The following is a 25,764-nucleotide window of genomic DNA, read 5'->3' as shown; positions in this document are numbered from 1 at the left end:
TGTGATCACAGCCGCGCCGCAGGATCAACGCGCGGCGGGGCGCTTCCAGCCTTTGCGGTATTTGTCGAACCAGGCGAGGATCGCCGCGGCCTTGGCGGCCGATTGCGACGGGCGCGCTGCGATGCCGCCGTGGCTGGCGCCCGGGATTTTGACGAGCGCGGTCGGCACGCCGCGCAGGCGGAGCGCGGTGTAATATTGTTCGGATTCGCTGACCGGGGTGCGGTAATCCTCGGCGCCCACCACCACGAGAGTCGGGGTTTCGACATTGCCGACGAGCGACAGCGGCGACAGCGACCAGTAAAGTTCGGGTTTCTCCCACGGCATTGCGCCGAGCCAATAGGGGCCAAAAAAGGCAGGGCCGTCGGCGGTGAGCGCCTGGGTTGTCCAGTTGATCACCGGCTTCTGGGTCACCGCGGCCTTGAAGCGATTGGTCTTGCCCACGATCCAGCTGGTGAGCACGCCGCCGCCCGACCCGCCGGTGACGAACAGCGCGTCGGGATCGGCGATGCCGAGCGCGATGGCGCGGTCGACGATGCTGATCAGGTCGAAATAATCATTGCCCGGATAAGCCTTGTCGATTTCCTGCGCGAACGCCTCACCATAGCTGGTCGACCCGCGCGGGTTGGCCGACAGGACGGCATAGCCGCCCGCGGCGTAGAGCTGGTTGTCGGTCGAGAAATGCGGGCCGTAGGCGGTGAAGGGGCCGCCATGGATTTCGAGGATCAGCGGTACCTTGGTCCCCTCGACATAGCCGGGGGGCAGGGTCAGCCAACCTTCGATTTCTTTGCCGTCGTGGCTGGAGGGGGTGGTGATCTTGCGAACTTCGCCGAGCGCTTTGACTTCGCGAAGCGAGCGGTTGAGGTCGGTCAGAATGCGCGCCGAACCGCCGCGCGCCAGTTGCACCTCGGCGGGGCGGGTCGCGGTGCCGCCGGTGAAGGCGATGGCGCCGCCGTCGGACACGGTGAAGCTGCCGCCGGTATAGGGGCGGTCCATGCCGCCGCCCGACAGCCCCTTGGCAACGTCGCGGACCGAGCCGTCGAGACCGATGCGCGCGATTTTGGTTTCGCCATGGTCGTCGTACTGCGCGTAAAGCGCGCGGCCGCCGTCGCCCCACTGGATCGCGTCGACGCTGTAATCCCAATTTTCGGTGAGGTTGCGGCGCCCCGAGCCATCGCGATTCATCACATAGAGGTGGGTGTTTTCATAAGCGCGGCGGGCGTCGTCGAAACCGAGATATGCGATCTTGCTGCCGTCGGGCGAGACCAAAGGATTGGCGTCCGGGCCGTTGCGGTCGGTGAGCGCGGTGATGCGGCCGCTGGCGACGTCGAGCGCGTGGATCTCGCTTTCCACCGGGTCGGTTTCCCAGTCGGGCTGGCGATTGGCGGCGAAATAGAGCGTGCGGCCGTCGCGCGACCAGCTCAAGGGACCATTGTCGTGATAGGGGCCGAAGGTCAGCTGGCGCGGCGCGCCGCCGGTGGCGGGGACGAGGAAGATTTTTTCGAACCCGGGTTCGACATAGCCCTGTCCATCGGCGCGGTAGGTGAGGAGGTCGCGGATTTCGAGCGGTTCGGCCCAGGTCGCCCCCTCGGGCTTGTTGGCGGGTGCGGCGCCGAGTTTCAGCCCCTCATCCTTGACCAGCATCGTGTAGGCGAGCGAACGGCCGTCGGGCGCCCAAGCGAGCGACCCAGGCGCGGTCGGGAGGCCGGTCAGCCGCACGGCTTCGCCGCCCGCCATCCAGCGCACCCACAGCTGCGCGCTGCCACCCTCGGTCGAAGCAAAAGCGAGGCGCTTGCCGTCGGGCGACCAGCGCGGGGCGAAGGCGCCGCCCTGCCGTCCCGCCAGCGGGGTTTCTTCGCCGGTCGCGGTGTCGATCAGCCAGATGCTGCTGATCGCGCGATCGGTCATGATGTCGTTTGCTCGGCGGACATAGGCGATGTGGCGCCCGTCGGGGCTGATCTGCGGATCGGCGGCGATGGCGAGGTCGAACAGGTCGGCGCCGGTCAGGCGGCGTTCGGGGGCGGTGCGTGCGCTGCCGACCGCGGCGGCGGATGTGGCGGCGGGTGCGGGTTTGGGGGCGACCTCTTCCGGCGCGGGCGGCACGGGTGCGTCTTGCGCGACGCTGGGTTGCCCCGAAAACACGAGCAGGCTTGCGCCCAAAATTGCCAGTTTGCGCATGAAAAGCCGCCCCTTTTTGTCCAAGAGGCAGGTTTGTATCTTTCGCGGCGGCGCGTCAACCGGGGCTGTTTTGGCCTTGATGCGAAAGGGGGAGATTTCGATCCCGATCGTCGCGCGGGGTGCGGAAGGTCGAGGCGAGCACGGCGCCGATTGCGGCGGTGGTGACGACCATCAGCGCCACCGCCAGATTGATCCCGCCGACCGCGACTTCGCTGCCGTCGCTGTGGCGCATCGTGCCGCCGTAGAGCGGACTGAGCGCGTAGGCGACGAGGAAGCCCATCGATATGGCGAAGGCAATCAGCGCGGGAAGGCGCAGCTGGCGGCACCACCAGATCAGCCACAGGCAAAGTATCGCGAGCGAGCTGTTAGTGAGTAGCTGCCAAACCTCGTGCAGCCGGGCGTGGCCGGGCCAGTCGGGGTTGACGACGTGCGTCGCCCCCAATTCGAGGATCGGGGTGAGCACGCCGAAAGGGATCAGGGCGAGCGAGAGGATGATACGGCGCATCGGGCAACTCCAATTGACACTGTCAATATACGCGCATTAAATTGACAATGTCAATCAACATCGTTGCCCGTCGATCTCTCGCGCCGCCGTTGAGAGAATGTCGTCAAAGACGGCGGGATCGGGCGATGGCTGGAGCACGGAGCGATCGTGGTAGCCGATCCCTTTCGGCCGGTGCCCGGCCGCGCCAAAGATGGGCCCTGCCGTAACAATCAGCGCCGACCAGCATGGGTGACATCGAACTTGCGTCGCCCGATTGACAGCGTCAATACAGGGCCATGAAGAGAGGCCAACATCATGGCGCGCTGCGCGAGCTGCTGATCGATACGGCGCTGGGCCTGCTCGACCGCGAGGGGGTCGAGGCGGTGACGATCCGCGCCGTCGCGCGGGCATCGGGGGTGTCGCACGCCGCGCCGGCCAATCATTTCGTCGACCGCCGCGCCTTGCTGACCGCGCTGGCCGTCCAGTGCTTCACCGATCTGCGCGCCGGCGCGGCGGCGGCGCGCGATGCGGCATCGCCATCGCCGCGGGCGCGGATCACCGCCTTTGCCGATGCCTATGTCGCCTATGCGCTGGCGCACCCCAATCGCTATCGGATGATGTGGCGGATGGACATGCTCGATCCGCAGGACGCCCGATTGACCGAGCTGGTCGACGGATTATATGCCGGTATCGAACAGGATGTGCTGGCGCTGCCCGGCGCGCCGGACGATGATGCGACGACGCTGTTGATCGCGCTGAGCAGCGCCGTCCATGGCTATGTCGCGATGCGGATCGACGGCAATTTCGTCGCTGCGGTGGATACCGCCAGTGGCAAGCCGCGGCATGTCGCGATCGTCGAACGGCTGCTCGGCCCCTAACCGGCGGCGATGTCGGCGGGCGGGTAATCCTCCGCGGTCGACGGGCAGGTGCCTTGTTTCATCACCGCGGGCTGGCCGGGGGTGAACCAGGACGATGACTGCAAGTCCGCGTCATAGTCGCCCGCGTCATAGATGCAGACTTCCGGCCGGGTGCCGTCGGGGGCGATGACCACCGCCCAGTTATAGCGATCTTCGGCGCGCCATTCGCCGCCCCAGATCAGGATCCGTCCGCCCGCGACGCGGACGATCGGCACGCCGAGGCTGCGGTCGGCAAAGGCGATGCCAGCGCGCGTTTTGGCATCGGGGACCGCAGCAGCGATCGCCGCCTTGACCGCGGGGTGATCGAGGAAGCGGTGGCCGTTCACGACATCGAATGGATATTTGCCGATGTAGGGCGTCAGATCTACCGGGCCGCGGCGCGCTTCCTTGACGCTGATCGGGATGGAAGGGCTGATCTTGGGTTCGCTGGCGGCGGTTTTGGCGGGTTCGGCGTTCGGATTTTCGGCCTCTGCGCACGCGGACAGGGGAAGCAGCATGGCGAGGGCGACGGCGACGAACTTCATGGTATCTCCTGTCTATTCAAAGATATGGCCCTGGGCCGCGGCGGCGCAGCCAATGTGAACCGATTACCGCGTGAATGCCATGGCCGCGGTGACCCGGATCACAAATATGCGTCAGCCGCCGCTTGCGGCCAGACGGATCGATGCGGGGGTGACGGTGCGCACGCGATTGCGGCCGGTGCGCTTGGCTTCGTAGAGCGCCTGATCGGCCTCTTGCATCAGCGCCGACAGATTGGCGCCGGGGGTGCCAATGGTCAGACCGATGCTGGTGGTGGGGACAAGCGCCGCCGGGATGCGGTCGGCAGCGGCGGCGGGAAGGCCGGTGCGCACCGCTTCGGCAAACTGGCGCGCGGTTTCGATCCCGGCGCCGGGGACGAGGAGGGCAAATTCTTCGCCACCGATGCGCCCCGCGATCATTTCGGCGGGGGCGATGGCGCGGACATGCGCGCCAAACGCCGCGATGATCGCGTCGCCGACCGCGTGGCCATAAGTGTCGTTGACGCGCTTGAAATGATCGAGATCAGCGATCATCAGCGCCACCGGGCGGTCGTCGTCAATGCAACGGCGCAGCGCCGACCCCGCCCGCGCCTCGAACCCGCGGCGGTTGAGCAGCCCCGACAATTTGTCGTCGTCGACCTGACGGCGCAGTTCGCTGATCTGGTCGATCGCAACGGCGACCATCAAGCTGATCGCCGCCAGAATTGCCACCATCGCCTGGGTGAACTGCACCGTGGTCCAATACAGCGACTGCTGAAACCCGTCATAGCTGTCGAAACCGCCGCCGAGCGCGAGCAGCACGATCGGGCGCGCGGTGAGGTTGATCACCGACAGCGCCGCGACCCAGAACAGCACGCGATCGATGACATAGGGTTTGTCGATCGGCCAGAGCGCGCGCACAATCATCGCGGCGATGATCGCGGCGCCGATGCTGATCGACAATATGCGGCCGCCGATGCTGGGCTGGCCGAGCAGGAACCACAGAAAGACCGCCATTGCCGCCGCGCTGGTGACGGCCATCGACCGCCAAGGGATCGGCAGGCCATAACGGCCAATGATCGCGGCGGCGAACAGCGCGCCGGTGGCAAGGAAACCGATATTGGCAGGGATGCGGTGCAGTTCGTAGGGTAGCGCGGGGCCGACATCGAGGATCAGAAAGGCAATCGCCGAGGCGGTGTAGGCGCCCGCGGCATAAGCAACATAGCGGTCGCGGCGGTTCAGCCACAGCAGGAAAAAGGCGGCCGCAAACAAGAGGCCGATGCCCGGATTGAGCAACTGGATGAAAAACTGACCCGACAAAATGCTTGCCTCTCTGCCCCGAAGGTAACAGCGATATGGATAACGATTTCTTACTTTTCTGTGTGTTAGGTCACAGCGACCAAGAACGACGCGAGCCGTCAGGTGGTTCCGCGCACGACCAGTTGTACCGGGATGCGGGTGCCGCTGCGCGTGCGTTCGTCATCCTCAAGCGCCATGGCGACGAGCGCTTCACCGGCGGCGTCGAGATCGGGTTCGAGCGTGGTGAGCGCGGGGTCGGCGAGGGTTCCGGCGCGGATGCCGTCGAAGCCGATCAGCGCGACATCGTGCGGGACGCGGCGGCCCGCATCCTTCAGGCCTTGCAGGACGCCGAGCGCGAGCATGTCGCTGGCGGCGAAAATCGCGTCGGTGTCGGGGTGCGCTTCGAGCAGCGCCTGCACCGCTGCGACGCCCTGTGCGTGGCGGTCGGCGGCGGCGGGCGGTTCGGCGATGATCGCGGTGAGGCCATGCGCGGCGAGGGTCGCGGTGAACCCGTCGCGGCGTTCGTCGAACTGGCGCTGCGGCGATTGTTGCGGCCCGACAAAGGCGATGCGGCGGCGGCCGAGTTTGATGAAATGCTCGGCGGCGAGCTGGCCGCCCTCGTCATTTTCGCTGCGCATCCAGTGGAACGGGCTGCCCGGGCTGCCCCAGCACACGAAGTCGAGGCCCGACGCTTGCGCCTGCGCAAAATAATCCCAGGCGGCACGGTTGCTGGTTGTGCCGATCACGATCATCGCGTCGGCGAGCCCCGAGGCGACGAAGTCGGCGCGGAAATTGGCGTCGCTTTCCTGGAACGAGACGAGCAGGTTGAACCCGCGCGCCGAGGTTGCGGCGGCGATGCTGCCGAGCAGCGCGAAATAGAAGGGGTTGATCGCGCTGCGATCCTCGCCGGGGCGGCAGATGGTGACGAGCGCGATCGTCTCGCTGCTTTTGAGGCGCAGCGATGAGGCGTGGCGATCGACGACATAGCCGAGTTCGCGGGCGGCGGCGGCGACACGGGCGCGGGTTTCGGCGTTAACCCCGGGGGAGTTGCGGAGCGCGCGCGAGACGGTCGATTGCGACACCCCGGCGCGCTCGGCGACGTCGAACGATGTCGGGCGCAGCATTTTTGCGGTCATGGCGGCCTCTCTCCCCTCGGCGGTTCTCTCGCCGGGGGGGCGGGGGTTGTCAATCGGATGCTACGGATGGCTGCGTTGCGTGGTCAGCGGGTGGGTTCACGGTCGGGCCAGCGGATGGTGATGGACAGGCGGTGGTCGGCGGCGCTGCGCTGCCAGCTGCCCTTCAGCTGCCGCTCGATCAGGGTGCGGATGAATTGGGTGCCGAAACTTTCGCTGTCGATTTGCGGGGTTTCGGGCAGGCCGCTTTCGGTCCAGCGAAGTTCGACATCGCCGCCGTCGCGGCGCCAGCCGACCGCGAGGTCGCCGTGGCCCGCGAGCGCCCCATATTTGATGCTGTTGGTGACGAATTCATGGATGGCGAGCGACAACGCCTGCGCGCCTTCGTCGTCGAGGCGAACGTCGGGGCCGGTCACCGCGGCGAGCCGGTCGGAGGGCCAGCCGGCGAGTTCGAGTTCGCGGCGGACGATCTTGCCGAGTTCGACATTGTCGACGGCCCCGGTGACCAGCATCTGCTTCGCATCGGACAGCGCGCGCATCCGACCGTCGAATTTGGTTTCAAATTCATCAAGGCTGGCCGATTCGCGCAGGGTGATGCGCGCCAGCGCGCCGATGCGGGCGAAGGCGTTTTTCATCCGGTGCGCCATTTCGCCGATCATCAGCTCGCGGTCCTCGGCATGGCGCGCCTTCTCTTCGGCCAGCGCCTGCGCGGCATCGATCCGCCGCCGCTGCACAAGGTGGAGCTGGGTCGCGAGCAGCGCGACGGCAATCCCGAAGATGATGATCGCCAGCGGCCGCCCCAGCCGTTCGAGCAGACGGCCATAGGAAATCCGCATCGTCCATTGCCGGTCGGCGACACGCAATATCTGTTCCTGTGCGTCCCAGCCCATCGTCCCTTTGCTGAAGACCAGCGGCGCCGACGGGCCTTGGCCCGCGTAAATTTCGATGCCGTCGATCGCGTCGAGCTGCGTTCCGAGCACCACTTTCATCATGTCCCTGGTGCGGAACGGCGCATAGACAAAGGCCTCGATCGGGCGCACCCCTGTGGCGGTCGCGACGGTTTCGGGGTTGGTTCCCGCAGGAGTGCGGGCATAGACGGGGACGTAGATCAGGAACCCCGGCTGCTTGATCTTGACCCCCTTTTCCTGCGCCAGATGGACGATGCCGCTCGCCGCCGGTTGGCCCGTCTGCCACGCGCGGCGCATTGCGGCGCGCCGCGTGGGTTCGCTGTACATATCAAAGCCGAGCGCGGCATTGCGGCGCGGCGTATAGGGTTCGACCAGGACGACGGGAAAGCCGATCGGCTGGTCGGTGGCGGGCCACACCTGGATGTCGCGGCCGTAATTTTCGCGCAGCTGTGCCTCGACTGCGGCAGGGGTGCCGGCGCGCATCGCGGCGGCGATGCCGACGCCCTCCATCCCCGGCGCCTGCACCTGCGGTTGCAGCGCGGCGAGATAGGCGCGAATGCCGGGGCCGCTGGCGGCGGCGTCGGATTGGTAGAGCGCGCGCACCCCCTTGAGCACCGCGACATGATCGTGCAGCCGCATATTGACCTGCGCCGCAACGCGCGCGGCGCGATCGGCCTCTTCCGATTGATTGTACAGAAAACTTGCAGTGGCGGCGGCAAGGGTTGCCAAGAGGATGACCAGCCCGACGAAACGGACCAGCAGCGCCAACAGCCGATCTGCCCATGAATTAGGGCGCATTCATTCTTCCTGCCTGTTGGCTGCCGCGGCAGCGCCCCCCTTGCAGTCCGGATGTTCCACGCGGCGCGCGCGTTGGCAAGATTATTTCGTGGCGCATTGGCAACGTTCGCAATGGGTTGCGAACCGCAACCTTTTGGCTATGCTGGACGCAATGCAATCGGGAGAGACGCAATGATCATTTATGGTTCGCTGGTGTCGCCATTTGTGCGCAAATTGCTGGCGTATCTGGGCGAAAAGGGAATTGAATTCGAGCTGAAGGGCGTCGGCATTGGCGATGCCGATCCCGGGTTCCGCGCCGCGTCGCCGCTGGCCAAGATGCCGGCGATGGACGACGACGGCTTCACGCTGGCCGATTCGAGCGCGATCATCCATTATCTGGAAGCGAAATATCCCGAACCCGCGCTGATCCCCACCGACGCGCAGGAACGCGGGCGGGTGATCTGGTGGGACGAGTTCGGCGACACCGTGCTGGCGGCATGTGGCGGCAAGATGTTCTTCAACCGCATCGTCGCGCCGAAATTCCTGGGGCGCGAAGGCGATCTGGCGGCGGCGGCGCTGGCGGAGAGCGAGGAACTACCCAAGCTGCTCACCTATCTGGAAAGCGCGATTCCCGCGTCAGGCTATCTGGTCGGCGACCGGCTGACGCTCGCCGACCTGGCGGTGGCGTCGCCGCTGATGAACCTGCGCCACTGCGGCTGCGGGGTCGATGCAGCGGCTTATCCCAAAGCGGCGGCGTGGAGCGAGGCGATCCTGTCGCGGCCGAGCATCGCGCCGTGGATTGCCAAGGAAGAGCGGATGATGGCGAAGGTGCTGGCCCCGACATCATAACGCGATCAGCCATCCGGCGAGCGCAGCGGCGGCAATGATTGCAGGCGTGACCCACGCGCCCTTGACGCGCCAGACAATCGCGAGCGCCATCGCGAACAGCAGGATGGCGACCAGCGGGGCGGAGATGCGCGCGGCGGTTGCTTCGCCCAGCTGGACCAGCGTTGCCGCAATCACGCCGACGACGGCGGCGGCAACCCCGGCGAGCAGGCGGTGGAGCGCGGGGTTTTCGACCACCGCCTCCAGCCGTTCGAAGAAGATCAGCGAGAAAGCGAAGGCGGGCAGGAACATGCCCGCGGTGATCGCGAGCGCACCGCCAAGGCCGCCGACGACATAGCCGACGAAGGTCGCAAAGATGACGAGCGGCGCGGGCAGCACCCCGGCGAGCGCGATGCCGTCGAGAAAGGTCGCGTCGTCGACCCAGCCGCGCCCGACGGTATCGCTCCGCACATAGGGGATGGCGGTATAGGCGCCGCCAAAAGTCAGCAGCCCACCCTTCAGGCCCGCGATGAACAGCGCAAGCAGCGTGATCGGGGCGTCCGCAGCGCCCGCGACCAGCGCGCCGCCGGTGTCGGGACCGGCAAACTGCTGGGCGGCAAGGGCGGCGGCAATCGCGCCGACGAGGACGGCGGCGGCAAGCCACGGGCGCTGCGCGGCGGCGTAGGCAAGCCCGCCCGCGGCGAGCGGGATCCAGAATGGTACGCCAACGAGCGTCGCGAGCAGACTGGCGATCGCGATGACAGCGAGCAGGCGATCCTCGATGATATGCTGGCCGATACGGACGACGGCGCGCAGAATGATTGCGAGCACCACGATCTGCACCCCAAGCAGGACGCCGGTCAGCCCCGCGTCGCCCGCGATCCAAGTGACATAGAGCCAGCCCGCAAGCAGCATCAGCAGGAGCCCGGGCAGCATGAAGCCGAGCCCGGCAAGCAAACCGCCGATCCGTCCGCGCGCAATCATGCCAAGATGGACGCAAAGCTCATGCGCTTCGGGGCCGGGCAGGACCTGCAGCACCGCGAGCAGGCGGTTGAAGCGCCCCGAATCGATCCAACGTTCCTGATCGACCAACGCCTGCCGGACCATCGCAATCTGTGCCACCGGGCCGCCGAATGCCAAGGCGCCAAAGCGCAGGAATTTGAGGAACAGCGCCAGCAGGCTGAGCTGGGACGGTTCGGTCGGGGTCGGGTGAGGGGTCATATCAACGCTCCGTGCGCCGCAGTTGCGACGGGTGGAGCGGACTTGGACGGCGCTGAAATGTTCTTGGCCGTCTGAACGGGCGTCCGCGTCGGCCCGTTACCCCGCGTATCGACGAAGGTGCGCCGCGCTGTCAAGCCGGGTTGCTACAGCCAGCCGATGCTTTTGAAGCGCCAGAAGACCAGCCCCGAGCCGCCGAAAATCAGGGTTAATGCAAAGGGATAGCCAAGCGCCCAGTCGAGTTCGGGCATGAAGTCAAAGTTCATGCCGTAAATGCCCGCAATCGCGGTGGGGACGGCCAGAATTGCGGCCCAGGCGGCGAGCTGGCGCGTGATGACGCCCTGGCGTTGCTGTTCGAGCATCCCGTTGGTTTCGATCACCGACGCCGCGACATCGCGGAGGCCAGTGAGGCGGAATTCAGCGCGCTGGACATGATCCCACACGTCGCGGAAAAACGGGCGCACCGCCGGGTCGATGCACGGCAGGTCATCCTCGCCCGCGAGGCGTCCGGCGACATCCTTCATCAATCCGGCGAGCCGTTGGAAGCGGATGACTTCGTGGCGCTGGGCATAAAGCTGACGGATCGCGGCGGCGTCGAGCGGGGTGTCCATGACGCTATCCTCGACCAGCAGCATCCGGTCCTCGATCGCGTCGATCAGCGGGAAATAGCCATCGACGATGAAATCGAGGATCGCATAGAGGACATAGTCGGGGCCATGTGCGAGCTTGGCGGGCAAGGTTTCGAGCCGCGCGCGCACCTCGCTGTGGGTGCGCGCCGAACCGTGGCGGACGGTGACGATGAAATGGCGCCCGACAAAGATCGCGGTCTCGCCCGACTGGATGGTGCCGCCGCCCAGATTGCCGGTGCTGGCGATGATGAAAAGCTGGTCGCCATAGACTTCGACCTTGGGCAGCTGCTTCGCCTTGGTCGCATCTTCGACCGCGAGCGGGTGGAGGCCGAAGCGTTTGGCGATGCCTTCGAGTTCGCCGGGGGTCGGTTCAAACAGCCCGAGCCAGAAGAAATCGCCCTCGGCGCAATCGTCGGGCAGCTCCTCGTCGGGACCGATGTCGCGGACGAGTTTGCCGTCATGATAGACGCGGGCGGCCATGATCGGCATCGGCGGGTTACTCCCTTGAACTGCCGCCGCTATAATCGCGGTGGCGGTGAAGGGGAAAGGGTTCGTTGCGCTACGGCATGGCGATTGGACGATAACCATTCGCGCCCCTGCGAAGGCAGGGGCCCATCACCTACGCCATCGTTGGCCAGCTAGCGCGGCTTGACACCGCGGCACCGGGTGATGGGCCCCTGCCTTCGCAGGGGCGCGGCGGTGAGATTAGAGTGGGCTCAATCGTCGCGGTTGGCGATGTTGGTGAAGGCGGCCCAGGCGGCGGGATGCGCCCAAGCGGCTTTCCAGCCCGCGATGGCGCTGCCGTCCGTGCGCTTGCCGCTGCGCACCGCGGCCATACCCTGTTGCAGCGCCTGCGCGCGTGACAGCGCGGGGTTGGTGCGGCGCGCCAGCAAAGTTTCGACGGTGAGTACCGCGGTGGCATCGTCGGACACGCGCCAATGACTGGCGAGCAGCGCGTCGGCGCCGGCATAGAGGAAGCCGCGCGCGAGCGCCGACAGACTGTCGCCGCCGCCCGAATTTTCCGCCGACGCGGTGTTGCACGCGGACAGGATCACCCAGTCGGCCGACAGGGTCAGCCGCGCCGCTTCGGTCGCGGTCAGCAGCCCGTCGTCGCTGTCGGTGGGGGTGGTCGGCGGGGTGAGCACCAGCCCCGGCTCGCTAAAGCCGATACCCGGTTCGGGAAGCAGGCCGTGGGTGGCGATGGCGATGATGTCGCTGGTCGCGAGCGCCGGATCCTGCCGCAATGCCGCCTCGGTCGCCTTGCCGTCGATGGTGAGCTGGCCCGGCGCGACGCCGAACAATTTCGCCATCGCCGCCAGTTCGACCTTCGTCCCGGGCAGCGGCGCAAGGCGGCGCAGGGCGTCGGGATCGGCGAGCGGCGCCCCCGATTCCGACATGCCGCGAAACACGCCGATCCCGGCGCGCGAGCCGGTGTCGCCGCCGATCAGGACGGGCGCACCATAACCGCTGAACCGCGTGTTGCGGCGCGCGGGCCGCGGGTCGCGCGCCAGGGTCAGCGCCGCGACCGCGGGCAGGCTGGTAAAGGCAAAGCGGTCGGACAGCCAACCGGCACGGGCGAGCGTGTCGGGGTCGGCGATGTCGGCACCCGCGGGCCGGGCGGTTGCCGACAGCATCGCGAGCGGCAGGTCGCCAAGCTTGCCCGAGCTCGCGACATAGATGCGCTGGCTGTCCTTGAGCAGGGGTTCGATCGGTTCGATCAGGCTCTTGTACAGCGCGTTGGCGGTGTCGAGGTCGAAGCGGCGATGCCCTTCCAGTTCGAGCGCCGACATCGGCAGTGCGTCGAGTTCGGCCTTGCGCGCGGCCGAGCAGGTCGCGAAATCGACGTCGCAGCGCAGGTCCGAAATCTGTTTGAGGATGACCGCAATGTCCTTGCCCGGGCGGCTCCATCCGACCGAAGCGGGGGTGACGACGAACAGGTGCAGCGCATTCGCCGCCTCGGTCATCAGCAACAGCGCCTCGCCCGGACGCAGCGCCCGCTGTGCTTCGGCGATGCTGATCGGGCGGGGCGAAACAAGCTGGCGATAGGCGGGGTATTTCTTGTCGATCAGCGCGCTGACGCTGGCGAGTTCGGCCTGCACCGTGTCGAGTTCGCCGCGCAGCCGCGCGACCTCGACCGGTTGGCGGGCGGCGAGGGCGCGCAGCAGGTTCTTGTCGACCAGATTGGCCTTGGCGGCGAGATCCTGTTCCTGGCGCACGGCTTCGGCCATTTGCGGCGTCTTGGCGGCGCCGCGCGCCGCGGTTTGCAGCACCGCGCGGCCCGATGCCGAGGCGATCGCATCCTGTGCAGCGCGAAAGGCGCGGTCCTGAATCGCCGCCTGCTGCGTGGCATCCGGGGTGACGTCCATCAGGCCGAAGGCGGCATTCATATAGGTGGTGAAAATGCCGCGGTCGGGCGCGGCCTGTTGCCGGTCGAGCGCCGCCAGTCCGACCGCGCCGCTGCCCGCGGCGCCTTGTTCGTTCAGGCGACGCAGGATCGCGACCGCGTTCGCGGCCAGTGGCTCGGCTTCGGCGGCTTTGCCCTGGCGCAGCAGGGTCAGCGCCAGATTTTCATAAGCGCGGGCAGTGTCGATATGCGCATCGCCGACGCTCCGCCGCAGGATCGCCAGCGCTTGCCGGTAATAGGGTTCGGCGGCGCGGTCGCCCGGCCCGCTGCGGTCGCTGCGGACGAGCGCCGAACCGACATTGTTGTACGCGACCGCGGTCAGCGGATGATCCTCGCCCAGCAAGCGGCGCCGGATGGCGAGCGCTTTCCCCGTCATGTCCGCCTCTTCGGCGGGACGGCCGAGACCGCCCAATAACGTGCCGAGGCTGAGATAGGCCCAGGCGGTTTCGGGATTATCCTCACCGAATTTGGCCCGAAAGACGTCGAGCGCCTGGCGCATCAATGGTTCGGCGCGTTCGCCCTGACCGCCGTCGCGCAGATTATAGCCCAGGTTGATCAGCGTGGTGGCATAGGATGGATGGTCGCGACCGGCGATCCCCGCCTGGATGTCGAGCGCGCGCCGGTACATCGGCTCCGCCTCGGCATAACGGCCCTGCTGGTTCAGATTATGCGCGACATTGGCATATAGCGTTGCGGTGCGCTCGCTGCTCTCGCCGAACGCGCGGCGCGTCGTGTCGAGCGCCTTGCGGATCAGCGGCTCGATCGCGGTGGGTGGCAAACCCTGATTGTCCATGTTGAGCGCGAGGTTGTTCGACGCTTCGGCGGTCAGCGGGTGCGCCTCACCAAGCCGCTTGGTGCGGATCGCCAGCGCTTTGCGATAGGCGGCGTCCGCGTCGGCGAACCGCCCGGTCAGCCCATAGCTGTAGCCGAGCACGGTATAGCCCAGCGCCGCTTGGGTGCTGTCGTCGCCCTTTGTCGCGCGCCAGATGGTGAGCGCGCGGTTCGCCGCGGTCTCGGCTTCGGCATAGCGCCCGAGTTCGGTAAAGTTCACCGCGCGGTTATAATGGTGCAGCGCGACGTCGGGGCCGTTCGGGCCGGTCAGCCCCTCGTCGATCGCCAGCGCCTTGTCGAGCATCGTCGCCGCCTCTTGGAACCGTCCGAGGCTGCGCAGGGTGACGGCAAGATTGGCATATTGCGACGCGGTTTCGCGGTGCTGTTCGCCATGAAGCGCGATGTTGGCGGCAAGCGCCTGGCGGAAAAGGGTCTCGGCGCCCTGCATATCGCCGAGTTCGACCAGCAGGCCGGCAAGATTGCCGGTCGCCGCGATCGTCTTGGCATGTTGCAGGCCAAATTGGGCGGTGCGTGCATCAAGCAGCGCCCGGCGCAGCGGCAAGGCCTCCGCCGGGCGACCCTGTTTGGCCAGATTGGTGGCGAGGAAGCCGGTGGCGGTCAGCGTCTCGTCATCCTTGCTCCCAAGCAGCCTGGTGTTGATCGCGAGCAGGCGCCGCCAATGGGTCTCCGCCGCCTTAAACTCGCTTTGCTCCTCCAAATTGCCGGCGAGCAGCCGATAGCCAAGGCTGGTGATCAGACCGTCGGCGCCGTACCGCTTGGTCGCCTCGTCAATCCAACGTCGATAAACCTCGCCTGCCTCGCGCAGTTTGCCGCCGCGTTCGAGGTCGATGCCGCGGTTCATCAGATCCATCATTTTTTGCTGGTCGGCGTCCAGCGTGCTGGCTGGTGGCGGGCTGGCGGGCGCCGCGTCCTGCGCAAAGGCCAGCGGTGCCGCGGTCCATAGCGGCGCGGCGAGCAGAAACGCGAAAAGGCGATGTCGACGGTCGGCCATGACGCTGCATATTCCCTGTTTTGACCCAAGATACCGATAAATTAGGATATTGTTAGCGGCGCGAGGATGGTCCGACGCCGCGGACGATGGCGGCTGCCTTCGATCCTCTTATGTTGCGGCGCTTTTCAGGGGTGTGATGGCCATCACTGGCGCGCGGGTTGGCGATGACCCGGTACATCGCGGCCCCTGCGGCGGGCTTTTTGGTGCGCGATGTGGGCCGAGGGACTAGGGGGAGCGAATGATACGGCGCCGCACCAGAATCTATTTCGATGGCGGGTGCCGCCCCAATCCCGGCGTCATGGAGATTGCCGTCGTGGTCGGCGGGGTCGCCGCGGTCGACCGCGACGTGGGAACGGGCAGCAGCCTGGATGCCGAATGGCTGGCGCTGATCGCGGCGCTGCGGCTGGCGCAGACGCATGGCCTGTCGGATTTTGTCCTGCTGGGCGATGCCGCAGCGGTGGTGGGTCAGGCGAATGGCACGATGACGGCGCGCGGGAATGCGGCGTCGCATCTGGCCGCCTTTCGATCGTTGGTCGGCGATGGTCCCGCCCCGCGCGTCAAGCACGTCAAGCGCACCCAGAATTTGGCCGGCATCGCGCTGGCGCGCGGATGGCAGCGATAAAATTGCCGATTCGGTAACCGCCATGTACTAGTGCCGGTGGGGGAGCATCCGCTATCCCCATGTCAAAACAGGAAAGACCGGTGCGTTGAAGCCGACCCATCCCTTGCCCGTGCACCACAGTTGGCCGCTGTACGAACGCGCGCGCTATTTCGCGCTGGGTCAGTTGCACGGCACCGGTACGCTCGACGCGGTCGCCGATATGGCCGACCTGGCCGCGGAAAACCGCGCGTTGCATGGCCAGTCCGGCTGGTGGGAATGCGACCTGGCCGCGGGCAACCGCCTCAGCTGGTCGAGCGAGGTCTATGATATTTTCGGCCTGCCGCGCGGCGCCGCGGTGACGCGCGAAAAAAGCGTCGCGCTGTACGAAGAGGGGTCGCGCGCGGCGATGGAAAAATTGCGCGCTTATGCCATCAAGCATCGCCGCGGCTTTACCCTCGACGTGGAAATCAAGCCCGCTACCGCCGCGCCGCGCTGGATGCGCCTGATCGCCGCGCCGGTTTGTATCGACGACCGGATCGTCAAATTGCAGGGCCTGAAATTCATCGTTCCCGATCGCGATTAGCGGACCCTGCGCGCCATCGATGAATGGGCAGTCGGAACGACGAACCGTTGGGTTGGGGCGGCAAATGGCGCGTTTGGCTCGTCCGGCCCTAAGAAACCAACGGTCTGCGCCAGCAGCGTTGACGCGATTTAACCATCGTCACAAGCCGAAATCCACGGGTGTTGCGGGCGTGGTCGCGCGCGTCCCCGATTCTCCAATCCGCATCACCGGGGGCGTTCGGCGCATATGAAATTTTTTAATCGGTTCGGTTCAGCCGCGCATGACATGGCCATCGATCTGGGGACTGTGAACACCGTCGTCTATGTCCGCGACAAGGGCATCGTGCTGAACGAACCGTCGGTTGTCGCGCTGGAAACGCGCGATGGGGTGCGGCGGGTCAAGGTCGTCGGCAACGAGGCCAAGCTGATGATGGGCAAGACGCCGAGCAATATCCAGGCGATCCGCCCGCTGCGCGACGGGGTGATTGCCGACATCGATGTCGCCGAACAGATGATCAAACATTTCATCGACAAGGCGCTCGGCGGCCCGAGCCGGTTGCGCCAGCGCAGCAATGTCGTGATCTGTGTCCCGTCGGGATCGACGATGGTCGAACGCCGCGCGATCCGCGATGCGGCGTCGAACGCGGGCGCGGTATCGGTGCAGCTGATCGAGGAATCGCTCGCCGCGGCGATTGGCGCCGGACTGGACGTCACCGCGCCATTGGGCGCGATGGTCGTCGATATCGGCGGCGGCACGACCGAGGTCGCGATCCTGTCGCTGGGCGGCATCGCGTACAGCAATTCGGTGCGCGTCGGCGGCGACAAGATGGACGACATGATCTCGTCCTACATCCGCCGCAAACATAATCTGATGATCGGCGAAATGACCGCCGAGCGCGTCAAGCTGGCAATCGGCTGCGCCGTGGCGCCCGAGGGTGACGGCATGACGATCGCGGTCAAGGGCCGCGACCTGGTCAATGGCCGACCCGCGGAGGTGCAGGTGACTGAGGCCGAGATCGCCGAGGCGCTGGCCGAACCGGTTGGGCAGATCGTGGCCGCGGTGCGCGCCGCGCTGGAACAGACGCCCCCCGAATTGTCGGCGGACATCATCGACGAGGGGATTACGCTGACCGGCGGCGGCGCGTTGCTGCGCCGGATGGACGTCGCGATCGCCGAGGCGACGGGATTGTCGGTGCGGGTGGCGGAGAATGCGCTGATCTGCGTCGCGATGGGCGCGGGGCAGGCGTTCGAGGACCGGACATATCATGGGGTGTTGATTGCGGCGTAAGGCGCGATCGAGCGGGCGCAGCTGCCCTTCCCACTTCGTCATCCCGGCGGAGGCCGGGATCTCACCCTATCTTATTTGCGCACCGGCGAGATCCCGGCCTTCGCCGGGATGACGATGATTTGAACGCTGGACTTTAGCTGCAATCGTAAGTGTCAATCGCCGCTAGGTGCCTCGCTTTCGCCGCATCATCCAGAAACGACCCTGTGAAGCTGTTGCGCGCCAGCGTGACGAGGTCAGCCTTCGACAGGTCGAGCGCGTCGGCGACCGCGTGATAATTGGCGTTGACATAACCGCCGAAATAGCTGGGATCGTCGCTGTTCACGGTGGCGTGGAGTCCTGCATCGAGCATGATTTTCAGCGGATGCGCGGTCATGTCGCCCACGACGCAGAGCTTGAGGTTCGACAGCGGGCAGACGGTGAGCGTGATGCCCCGGGCGGCGAGACGCGCGACGAGGGCGGGGTCTTCGAGGCTGCGGTTGCCATGGTCGATGCGATCGACATTCAGCAGATCGAGCGCTTCGACCACATAGTCGGGCGGGCCTTCTTCGCCGGCATGGGCGACGATGTTCAGCCCGAGCGCGCGGGCGCGGGCGAAGACGCGTTCGAACTTGGACGGCGGATGGCCGTTTTCCGAGCTGTCGAGGCCGACACCGTCGATGCGGTCGAGAAAGGGCAGTGCCTCGTCGAGGGTCGTCTCGGCGTCGGCTTCGCTGAGGTGGCGGAGGAAACACATGATCAGCTTCGAGGTCATGCCATAGCGTTCGCGCGCGTCATCGAGGGCGCGGGTGATGCCGCGGACAACGGTTTCGAACGCGATGCCGCGCGCGGTATGCCCCTGCGGATCGAAGAAGATTTCGACGTGGCGCACCGCGTCGGTATGGGCGCGGGCGAGATAGGCGGCAGTGAGGTCGAAGAAATCCTGCTCGGTGATGAGCACGCCCATCCCCTGATAATAGATGTCGAGGAAATCCTGAAGGTTGGAGAAGGCGTAGGCGGCGCGGACCTCTTCAACATTGGCGAAGGGGATGGAGACGCCGTTGCGCTGTGCGAGTTCGAACATCAGCTCGGGTTCGAGCGAGCCTTCGATATGGAGGTGCAATTCGGCTTTGGGCAACGCAGCGATGAAGGCAGCGCGGTCGGCGGGAGAGGCGAAGCCTTCATGCATCGTTGGTGCCCTCTTCGCGCAGGATGATCGCCGCCTCGGGCTTGTGTTCGCGGATCTCCTCGATCGTCAGCCCGTCGATCTCGTGCGGGAAAATCAGCCACTGGTCGGTTTCGTGGACGAAAAAATCGGGGCGCAGATCGGTGACGTTGCGCCCGGGTTTGAACCAGACGGTCGCGATGCGGATGTCGCGCGGCATATTGTGGCGGCAGCGCGCTTTCAGCTCGGCGATGAAGGCGCGGATGCTGCGCCCGCTATCGAACACATCGTCGATGATCAGCAGCCGGTCTTCGGGATCGAGCGTGTCGATCAGATAACCCAAGGCAAACACCTTCACTTCGGGATCCTGGCGGTCGATGCCGTGGTAGGAGGAGGTGCGGATGGCGATATGGTCGCAATGCTGGCCGTGATAATCGAGCAATTCCTGCACCGCGATCCCGACCGGCGCGCCGCCGCGCCAGATGCCGACAAGGTGGGTCGGTTTGAACCCGCTGTCGATCACCTGCATCCCGAGCCGCAGAGAATCGGCGAGGAGGTCGTTGGCGCTGATGAAAATTTTGTCGGCGGTCATGCGGGAGTGGTAATCGGGTGCGGGGGAGATCGCAAGGTGATGGGTGGCTGGGGGCGTTGGGGTGGGGATCTGCCGCCAACTTTTACACTATCGTCATCCCGGACTTGATCCGGGATCCATCGCCACGGCCGCTGGATGGACCCCGGATCAAGTCGAACGAGCCACGTGTCTCGTTCGAGGGTGACGATGGCGGGACAAATCCTCGCTACCGCATGACAACGGACGGGTGTTTCGAGCCAATCTGCGGCAATCGACCTCAGTCGGCCTTAGCTTTGGTGCCCAGCTCGGCGCGCAAAAAGGCGCTGATCTTTGCCCAGCTGTCGGCGCGCGCCGCAGCATTGCCGGCCTCGGTGCCGCCCAGCTGTGCCCAGTTCCGGCGTGTCTTGGCGTCGGTAAAGGGCGCCCCCATCACGCCATGCCCGGCATCCTTGTACCGCAACACGATCGGCGCGGGCGCCGCCATTTTTTCGGCGCGCGCGACGATCTGGTCGGTCATCGGGCAGCTCGGCCACAGTTTTTCGGCCTCGCCGCAGACGAGCATCAGCTTGCCCTGAAATTTCTCGACCGGGATGATGGCGGCGGGATTGGCGTCCATTTGCTTGAGGCCGTTCACAAACACCGGCATCAGCCCGTCGGCGCCGGGCTGTCCTTTATAGGCAAGATGGGGGAGCGGCTCGCCCTTTTCGCTCCACGACGAGTTGAACGATCCGAACATGTAATTTTCGCCCGACATGCCGTCCCACACGACACTCGACGGCATACCCAGCACCGCGGCGCGAACGCCCGGATAGCGCGTTGCGACGACCAGGCCAGCCTCGGCGCCCTTCGAATAGCCGATGATAGCGATCCGCCCCGGATCGACCCCGGGCTGCTGCTTGAGCCAGTCGAGACCTTTGTAGAAATCTTCCAGCGGGATGTTCCTGAGCTTCGCCGATTTGCCGGGTGCGTTGTGATAGGCCAGTTGTAGCGTGCTGTAGCCCTGCGCTTGCAGCAACAGCGCCAGCGCGTGCATGTCCTTGCCCAGGCCGCCTTCGGACCCGCCCAGCAACAAGATCGCGGGAGACGGGGCGTTGCCCGCAGCCGGGAAGTAATTGGCGAAAATGCCGTTGTCGGCGACGCGCTGGCCGGTCGGTCCCGCATCGACGACCCGCGCCGGTTTTGGCGGCTGGACAATCATCCACGTCGCCCCGCCCGCACCAAGCACGACCAGCGCGCCGACTAGCCCGAGGGTGATTTTCCATTTCCGTTTCATCGTCGCGCTCCCCATTCAACTGTGTTACTCGTATAGATCAGTTAAGGGATTGGCCACAAAAAAGGGGCCGCTCTCACGGCCCCGTTTGACCTAGTACATTGCGTTCACCCTGCCAGCCGCCCCATATAGTCGCCGCGCAGGCGCACGAAATTGACCCAGTGCGGCGTGGCTGCGGTGCCGCGCAGCTTTGCCTCCAGCACATCGACATGCGAATGCCAGCCGGCGCTGACGTTGAGCAGGACCGCGGGGTCGGTCACGCGGTGGTGGGTGATCGTCAGCAGCACCTCGTCACCCTGTTCGCGCAGGGTGAAGGTCACGCCGCCGGTGCTGCCCCAGCTGATCGCCAGCCGGTGCGGGGCATCGCATTCAAGCACTTCGCAGGTCATGCGATGTTCGTCGCCCATGCCGTCGGGGCGTGTACCGGGCGGGTCGGTCAGCTCGTCGTTGCGCCAAACCAGTTCGACCGCGGCGCCGACCTTTTCTTCCATCGCGCCCGCGGCGAGCCACTGGCGGGGNNGGGGGGGGGGGGAGCCACTGGCGGCGCAGGTCGCTGTCGACAAGATAGGACCAGATGCGGTCGATCGGGCCGGGGAGCAGGCGCTCCAAGGTCAGGGTCGCATCCTCGCTGACCACGCCATAATTGTCGGCTGTCGTCACAATAGTCATCGTCATTCTCCTTCTTTCCCGGGGAGGGGGGACTTGGGCGACGGCGCGGCGTCGTCGGCGCGCAGCAGCTGTTCGAGGGTGTCGAGGCGGTCGGTCCAGAAGCGGCGATAGACGCCGAGCCACTGATCGGCGGACATCAACGGTGCGGGTTCGAGCGAGCACATATGAGTGCGGCCGCGGATGTCGCGGCGGATCAGCCCCGCGGCCTCGAGCACCTTGATATGCTTCGACGCTGCGGCAAGCGACATCGCGAAAGGCTGGGCGAGCTCGCCGACCGTGCGTTCGCCGGCAGCAAGATCGCCGAGCATCGCGCGCCGGGTGGCGTCGCCGAGGGCGTGAAAGATCGTGTCGAGCGTGTGCGAATCATGTTCAACCATGTGGTTTAATATGAGCGAATCGCCGAAATTGTCAACCACATGGTTGAATTTATCGAATTATTGCAAATATCCCGCGGCCATTGGGCGTTGAGGCCGATGCAAACTTCATTTGCCATTCATGGCCGAGATGGCACGATGGTCGGGTGAAACGGATTGGATCCTTCCTCTTGGCCATCGCCACATTGGCTGCCATTCCCGTCACGCCGGCCTATGCCGACGATGACGACGACCGTAACATCCGCTCGCGGGTCAGCGAGGCGCAGGCGGTGCGGATCGCGCGCGGCTATGGCATGGTGCGGGTGACCGAAGTCGAACGCGACGATGGCGGCTGGGAAATCGAGGGCCGCGACCGGCGCGGCCGCGAGGTCAAGGTGACGATCAACCGGCTGGGCCGGGTCACCAAGGTCGAACGCGGCGACGATGATTGATTGCGCTCAGAGCGCGAGCCCGGTCCATTTCCACCAAGCGAAGTAAGTGACGATCATCAGGGCAAGGTTGAGCGGCGCGAGTAACGCACTGAGACGGAGTAGGTCGCCGGGGCGGAACCCGCCGCCGGGCGCGTCCTGGAACAGCAGCAGCGCCTTGGAACAGGCGGGCAGCGTCAGACAATAATTCATGCCCATGGTGGCTATGAACAACACCGCCATCGGCTCGATCCCGGCGCTTTGCGCCATCAGGATGAAGGGTGGGCCGAGCGCGGCGGTGCGCGCGACATGGCTGGTCAGGAACAGGTGCGACGCGGTGCTGATCAGCGCAATCGCGGCAATCACGGCGATTTCGGGCAGCGCCGCAGCGCTGCCGCCGCCGATCCCGACCAGCGTGAACAATTGATCGACCAGCCATCCCGCAGCCTGCGTGTTGATCAGCGCCTGTCCGAGCAGCATCGCGCCGCCGACGAACAGGATCAGGCTCCAATTCACTGCCTTCATCCCGGCCTTGAAGCTCATCACGCCGATGCCCGGCGCGGTGAGCGCGATCATCGCGAGGATGGCGACGGTGGCGATTTCCAGTCCGTGCAGATCGGTAGTGAACCACAGGGCAAAGGTTGCGGCGGCGACGACCATGACGCGCCATTCGCCGCTCGACAGCGCAGGGCGGTCGGTCGCGGCACGGACCTCTATCGGCGCGGCGCGCTGGTCGGCGGTCAGGAACATGCGCAGGATTATCGCGCAAGCCAACGCGCTAGACGCCAATGCGAACGGCAGTCCCCACAGCGCCCAATTGGCAAAGCCAAAGCGTTCGCCGAGCCGTTGGTCGAGCAGGTCCTGCGCCAGCAGATGCGACCCCGCACCGGTCAAGGCGGCGCTGGTCGCAACCAGGATGACGACCGGGATCAGCAAAGCAAAGGCGCGGCGGCGCGGGTCGGCGCCGTCGTCGGGGAGCAAGGCCAGCGCCGGCAGCGCCGCCGCGGCGCGGCCCGAGGTGGAGGGGATCAGAAAGGTCAGGGGGATCAGCGCCAGCGTGGTCAGCCAGAATAATTGCGCGGTTGTCCGCGCCTTCGCCGCGATGCCGCCAGTGATCCGCGCCGCCAGCCCGCTCGACTGGATCGCGGCGCCGATGACAAAGGCGCCCGCCATCAGCCAGATGATATTGTGGCCGAGCATGGCCATCAGCTCGCGCTGGTCGGCAGCTTGTAGCGGCACCAGCGCGACCGCGGCGGCGAAGGCGACCCAGGCAGCGTCGAGCCGCGTCGTTGTCCACAGGATCACCGCGATGCCGAATATGGCGAGCGCGGCGCGGGCGGGGGGCAGCAGGTCGGTCGGCAGCAGCACAAGTGCCGCGAGCAGCCCGGCGGCGACAACCATCGCCGCCCAGCGCGCCGCCGCCATTTTCATGCGGCAGCCTTCACGCGCGCGGCATGGCGCGGCCCGCGAGGATCGCGCGCATGGCGTTTTCGGCGCCGAGCGCCAGCATGGTTTCGGCCTCGGCCATCGCCATTTCCATGGGGCCGGGGTGCATCGAAGTCGAGAAAAAGGCGTCGATGCCATGGTCGTAAACGATGCGCGCACGATCATCGACCGCGCCGGCCAGCGCGATCACCGGCAGGCCGCGCTCTTTGGCGCGGCGCGCCACTTCGACCGGGATCTTGCCATTGGGGGTCTGCAGGTCGATGCCGCCCTCGGCCGTGAACACCAGGTCGGCGCGGTCGAGATGGCCGTCGAGGTCGAAATAGGACAGCACGACATCGTAGCGCGAGCGCAGCTGCGCGCCAAGGAAGGTCGCAAGGCCGGTGCCCAGCCCACCCGATGCGCCGCCGCCGGGCATGGCGCGCACGTCGATGCCGAAGCTGGCCTCGATCACTGCGGCGAGATTGTCGAGCGCCGCCGCCATCTGTTCGATCGTCGCGGAATCGGCACCCTTTTGCGGGCCAAATACGCGCGCGACGCCGCGCGAACCGCACAGCAAGGTGGTGATATTGAGTACCGCCTCGATCGCGACATCGGCGAGCCGCGGGTCGCGGCCCGTCATGTCGATGCTCGCCAGCTGCGCCAGCCCGCTGCATCCGGGCGGAATATCGACGCCATGTGCGTCGAGCAGGCGGATGCCGAGCGCCTGGGCCATACCGGCGCCGCCGTCGTTGGTCCCCGAATCGCCGCAACCAACGAGGATGCGCGTCGCGCCTTCGTCAACCGCGGCACGGATGAGCTCGCCGACCCCGCGCGTCGTGGTGTGCATCGGATCGCGGCACTCGGCCGGGACCAGCCGCAGTCCCGCCGCCTGCGCCATTTCGACGACCGCGGTGCGCGGGCCGTCGTCGCCGAGCAGGCCCAGGCAGGCAGTGACCGGGTCGCCGACCGGGCCTGTGACGGAGAGAGTGCGCGTCGTACCGCCCGTGGCCGACGCCATCGCGCGGGCAAAGCCTTCGCCGCCATCGACCAGCGGCAGCGGGGTAACCAGCGCGTCGGGATCGGCGCGGCGGACCCCGGCCGCGATCGCAGCGGCGACGCGATCCGCCTCCAGACATTCCTTGTAGCCCGATGGCGCGACGAGGATTCGCAATCGCATATCGATACCTTGAACCAGGTTTGCAGACAGTTTGAATTGACACCGCGACAATGAATGGCGGCTGACAATGTTCCCCCGCTGATTCGGCCTTTCGCTGCGAAACGGAGCGGGCCATAAGCAAGGCCATGTTGACCGGCCTCTTTCTCTCGCTCGCTCTGGCGGCTCAGACCGCTCCCGTCCCCCCTTCGCCCTCGCCCTCGCCGCCGTCACCGGTGCCGGTCGATGCGGCGACGCCGGATACGCGGCCCTATGTTTCGCTCGTGACCGATCTAGGGACGATCGTCGTGCGGCTGGAAAACAAGCGCGCGCCGATCACCGCGGGCAATATCCTGCGCTATGTCGATGCCAAGCGGATGGACGGGTTCAAATTTTATCGCTCGACCAAAAGCTGGGGACCGGCGAACCAGCTGATCCAGGCGGGCAATCGCGGCGATCCCCGGCGCAATTTCCCGCCAATCGCGCACGAGCCGACCAAGGCGAGCGGGCTCACCAACTGCAAGGGGGCGTTGTCGATGGCGCGGCTGATCCCCGGCGATGCAACGAGCGATTTTTTCCTGCTGTTGTCGGACATCAAGGGATTCGACAGTGATGCCGTCGGCGGTGACGGCGCGGGCTTTGCGGTGTTCGGCGAAATCGTCAGCGGCGCCGATGTGGCCGACCGCATCTTTAACGGCCCGATTTCGCCGACCGCGGGCGACGGCGTGATGAAGGGCCAGATGCTGGAGCCGCAGGTCACGATCAAGACCGCGCGCCGCGTTCCTGCGCCCGCCGATGCGCTGAAAGGGTGTGTGGTGAAGGCGCCGTAGCTTGATTGTTTCTCCGCCTGTCACCCCCGCGAAGGCGGGGGTCCCGCTCAGAGCAACCAATCCGTGAGGAAGGGCGGTTGGGTTTACATCATGGCCGACCGCTATCGCGGAGCTATTTACATTGGCGTGACGGCCTATCTGGCAGCAAGAATTATGCAGCATCGATCCGGTGAGGGGTCGGATTTTTGCAAACGCTATGGTCTGTTCCGTCTTGTTTATGCCGAGCCGCACGATGACATTCGTGGTGCAATTGTCCGCGAAAAGGCGATGAAGAAGTGGAAACGCGATTGGAAAATCCGTCTGATCGAAGAACAGAATCCCGACTGGCTGGATCTGTTCGATATGCTCAACGCATGAAAAGCGGG

The 25,764-nt window shown here is 66.1% G+C and carries 24 protein-coding genes; 8 read left to right on the top strand and 16 right to left on the bottom strand.

Features of this window, described 5'->3' with window-relative positions:
- Nucleotides 1–24 precede the first annotated feature (24 nt).
- Together B4F07_RS04385 and B4F07_RS04380 are read right to left on the bottom strand one after the other, a co-directional pair.
- Complete coding sequence (locus B4F07_RS04385; RefSeq protein WP_293702256.1) at nt 25–2,175, bottom strand: S9 family peptidase; 2,151 nt, start codon at nt 2,173–2,175, stop codon at nt 25–27.
- A 55-nt stretch (nt 2,176–2,230) separates the two neighbouring features.
- Nucleotides 2,231–2,680, bottom strand: a complete 450-nt coding sequence (locus B4F07_RS04380) for a hypothetical protein (protein ID WP_293702253.1) — start codon at nt 2,678–2,680, stop codon at nt 2,231–2,233.
- 275 nt (nt 2,681–2,955) lie between these two features.
- On the opposite strand from B4F07_RS04380, the gene B4F07_RS04375 reads away from it, so the two are divergent.
- Complete coding sequence (locus B4F07_RS04375; RefSeq protein WP_293702250.1) at nt 2,956–3,537, top strand: TetR/AcrR family transcriptional regulator; 582 nt, start codon at nt 2,956–2,958, stop codon at nt 3,535–3,537.
- On the opposite strand, the gene B4F07_RS04370 is transcribed toward B4F07_RS04375, so the two are convergent.
- The 4 genes from B4F07_RS04370 to B4F07_RS04355 all read right to left on the bottom strand — a co-directional run bounded on the left by B4F07_RS04370 (nt 3,534) and on the right by B4F07_RS04355 (nt 8,211).
- A complete protein-coding gene (locus tag B4F07_RS04370; protein WP_293702247.1) occupies nt 3,534–4,100 on the bottom strand; it encodes a hypothetical protein in 567 nt (188 codons plus the stop codon). The genes B4F07_RS04375 and B4F07_RS04370 overlap by 4 nt on opposite strands.
- Nucleotides 4,101–4,211: 111 nt before the next feature.
- Entirely contained in the window at nt 4,212–5,393 is a 1,182-nt protein-coding gene (locus B4F07_RS04365; RefSeq protein ID WP_293702244.1) for a GGDEF domain-containing protein, read from the bottom strand.
- A 98-nt stretch (nt 5,394–5,491) separates the two neighbouring features.
- A complete protein-coding gene (locus B4F07_RS04360) occupies nt 5,492–6,508 on the bottom strand; it encodes a LacI family DNA-binding transcriptional regulator (protein WP_293702242.1) in 1,017 nt (338 codons plus the stop codon).
- 83 nt (nt 6,509–6,591) lie between these two features.
- Nucleotides 6,592–8,211 carry a CHASE domain-containing protein gene (locus B4F07_RS04355; RefSeq protein WP_293702239.1) on the bottom strand — a complete coding sequence of 540 codons (1,620 nt, stop codon included), beginning with the start codon at nt 8,209–8,211 and terminating at the stop codon, nt 6,592–6,594.
- Nucleotides 8,212–8,382: 171 nt separating this feature from the next.
- On the opposite strand from B4F07_RS04355, the gene B4F07_RS04350 reads away from it, so the two are divergent.
- A complete protein-coding gene (locus B4F07_RS04350) occupies nt 8,383–9,039 on the top strand; it encodes a glutathione S-transferase family protein (protein WP_293702237.1) in 657 nt (218 codons plus the stop codon).
- On the opposite strand, the gene chrA is transcribed toward B4F07_RS04350, so the two are convergent.
- The 3 genes from chrA to B4F07_RS04335 all read right to left on the bottom strand — a co-directional run bounded on the left by chrA (nt 9,034) and on the right by B4F07_RS04335 (nt 15,109).
- Nucleotides 9,034–10,236 (bottom strand): chromate efflux transporter, encoded by a 1,203-nt coding sequence (gene chrA, locus B4F07_RS04345; protein ID WP_293702234.1) that lies wholly within the window; start codon nt 10,234–10,236, stop codon nt 9,034–9,036. The genes B4F07_RS04350 and chrA overlap by 6 nt on opposite strands.
- Before the next feature lie 143 nt (nt 10,237–10,379).
- Nucleotides 10,380–11,351, bottom strand: a complete 972-nt coding sequence (locus tag B4F07_RS04340; RefSeq protein WP_293702231.1) for a magnesium and cobalt transport protein CorA — start codon at nt 11,349–11,351, stop codon at nt 10,380–10,382.
- A gap of 227 nt (nt 11,352–11,578) precedes the next feature.
- Nucleotides 11,579–15,109 carry a CHAT domain-containing protein gene (locus B4F07_RS04335; RefSeq protein ID WP_293702228.1) on the bottom strand — a complete coding sequence of 1,177 codons (3,531 nt, stop codon included), beginning with the start codon at nt 15,107–15,109 and terminating at the stop codon, nt 11,579–11,581.
- 238 nt (nt 15,110–15,347) lie between these two features.
- Here B4F07_RS04335 and B4F07_RS04330 point away from each other — a divergent pair, with 238 nt between their 5' ends.
- From B4F07_RS04330 to B4F07_RS04320, 3 genes are all read left to right on the top strand, one after another.
- The gene (locus B4F07_RS04330) at nt 15,348–15,731 is read left to right on the top strand and encodes a reverse transcriptase-like protein (RefSeq protein ID WP_293702225.1); all 384 of its coding nucleotides are present in this window, start codon (nt 15,348–15,350) and stop codon (nt 15,729–15,731) included.
- A gap of 85 nt (nt 15,732–15,816) precedes the next feature.
- The gene (locus tag B4F07_RS04325) at nt 15,817–16,293 is read left to right on the top strand and encodes a hypothetical protein (RefSeq protein WP_414711723.1); all 477 of its coding nucleotides are present in this window, start codon (nt 15,817–15,819) and stop codon (nt 16,291–16,293) included.
- Between the two features lie 225 nt (nt 16,294–16,518).
- Complete coding sequence (locus B4F07_RS04320) at nt 16,519–17,559, top strand: rod shape-determining protein (protein ID WP_293702222.1); 1,041 nt, start codon at nt 16,519–16,521, stop codon at nt 17,557–17,559.
- Nucleotides 17,560–17,692: 133 nt separating this feature from the next.
- Here B4F07_RS04320 and B4F07_RS04315 read toward each other — a convergent pair whose 3' ends face one another.
- The 5 genes from B4F07_RS04315 to B4F07_RS04295 all read right to left on the bottom strand — a co-directional run bounded on the left by B4F07_RS04315 (nt 17,693) and on the right by B4F07_RS04295 (nt 21,587).
- Entirely contained in the window at nt 17,693–18,724 is a 1,032-nt protein-coding gene (locus B4F07_RS04315) for an adenosine deaminase (protein ID WP_293702219.1), read from the bottom strand.
- Nucleotides 18,717–19,292, bottom strand: coding sequence for a phosphoribosyltransferase (locus tag B4F07_RS04310; RefSeq protein ID WP_293702217.1), 576 nt, complete (start codon nt 19,290–19,292; stop codon nt 18,717–18,719). Before B4F07_RS04310 ends, B4F07_RS04315 begins: the two co-directional genes overlap by 8 nt.
- Before the next feature lie 256 nt (nt 19,293–19,548).
- On the bottom strand, nt 19,549–20,544 hold the full coding sequence (locus tag B4F07_RS04305) for an acyl-CoA thioester hydrolase/BAAT C-terminal domain-containing protein (protein WP_293702214.1): 996 nt from the start codon (nt 20,542–20,544) through the stop codon (nt 19,549–19,551).
- 104 nt (nt 20,545–20,648) lie between these two features.
- Entirely contained in the window at nt 20,649–21,032 is a 384-nt protein-coding gene (locus B4F07_RS04300) for an SRPBCC domain-containing protein (protein ID WP_293704552.1), read from the bottom strand.
- A 180-nt stretch (nt 21,033–21,212) separates the two neighbouring features.
- On the bottom strand, nt 21,213–21,587 hold the full coding sequence (locus B4F07_RS04295; RefSeq protein WP_293702208.1) for an ArsR/SmtB family transcription factor: 375 nt from the start codon (nt 21,585–21,587) through the stop codon (nt 21,213–21,215).
- 167 nt (nt 21,588–21,754) lie between these two features.
- Here B4F07_RS04295 and B4F07_RS04290 point away from each other — a divergent pair, with 167 nt between their 5' ends.
- Nucleotides 21,755–22,015 (top strand): PepSY domain-containing protein, encoded by a 261-nt coding sequence (locus B4F07_RS04290; protein WP_293704551.1) that lies wholly within the window; start codon nt 21,755–21,757, stop codon nt 22,013–22,015.
- A 6-nt stretch (nt 22,016–22,021) separates the two neighbouring features.
- Here the strand turns inward: B4F07_RS04290 and B4F07_RS04285 are convergent, their stop codons facing one another.
- Both B4F07_RS04285 and B4F07_RS04280 read right to left on the bottom strand, forming a co-directional pair.
- Nucleotides 22,022–23,422 carry an SLC13 family permease gene (locus tag B4F07_RS04285; RefSeq protein ID WP_293702202.1) on the bottom strand — a complete coding sequence of 467 codons (1,401 nt, stop codon included), beginning with the start codon at nt 23,420–23,422 and terminating at the stop codon, nt 22,022–22,024.
- A 10-nt stretch (nt 23,423–23,432) separates the two neighbouring features.
- The gene (locus tag B4F07_RS04280; RefSeq protein ID WP_293702200.1) at nt 23,433–24,593 is read right to left on the bottom strand and encodes a glycerate kinase; all 1,161 of its coding nucleotides are present in this window, start codon (nt 24,591–24,593) and stop codon (nt 23,433–23,435) included.
- A gap of 125 nt (nt 24,594–24,718) precedes the next feature.
- Between B4F07_RS04280 and B4F07_RS04275 the strand changes: the two genes are divergently transcribed.
- Both B4F07_RS04275 and B4F07_RS04270 read left to right on the top strand, forming a co-directional pair.
- Nucleotides 24,719–25,399, top strand: a complete 681-nt coding sequence (locus B4F07_RS04275; protein WP_293702197.1) for a peptidylprolyl isomerase — start codon at nt 24,719–24,721, stop codon at nt 25,397–25,399.
- Nucleotides 25,400–25,489: 90 nt separating this feature from the next.
- Entirely contained in the window at nt 25,490–25,756 is a 267-nt protein-coding gene (locus B4F07_RS04270) for a GIY-YIG nuclease family protein (protein WP_293702194.1), read from the top strand.
- Nucleotides 25,757–25,764: the final 8 nt, after the last annotated feature.

The sequence above is a fragment of the Sphingopyxis sp. UBA6723 genome (assembly GCF_002454115.1).
Classification (GTDB): Bacteria; Pseudomonadota; Alphaproteobacteria; order Sphingomonadales; family Sphingomonadaceae; genus Sphingopyxis.
Note: the sequence above shows the minus strand (reverse complement) of the source record. Positions and strands in the feature narration are given on the sequence as shown.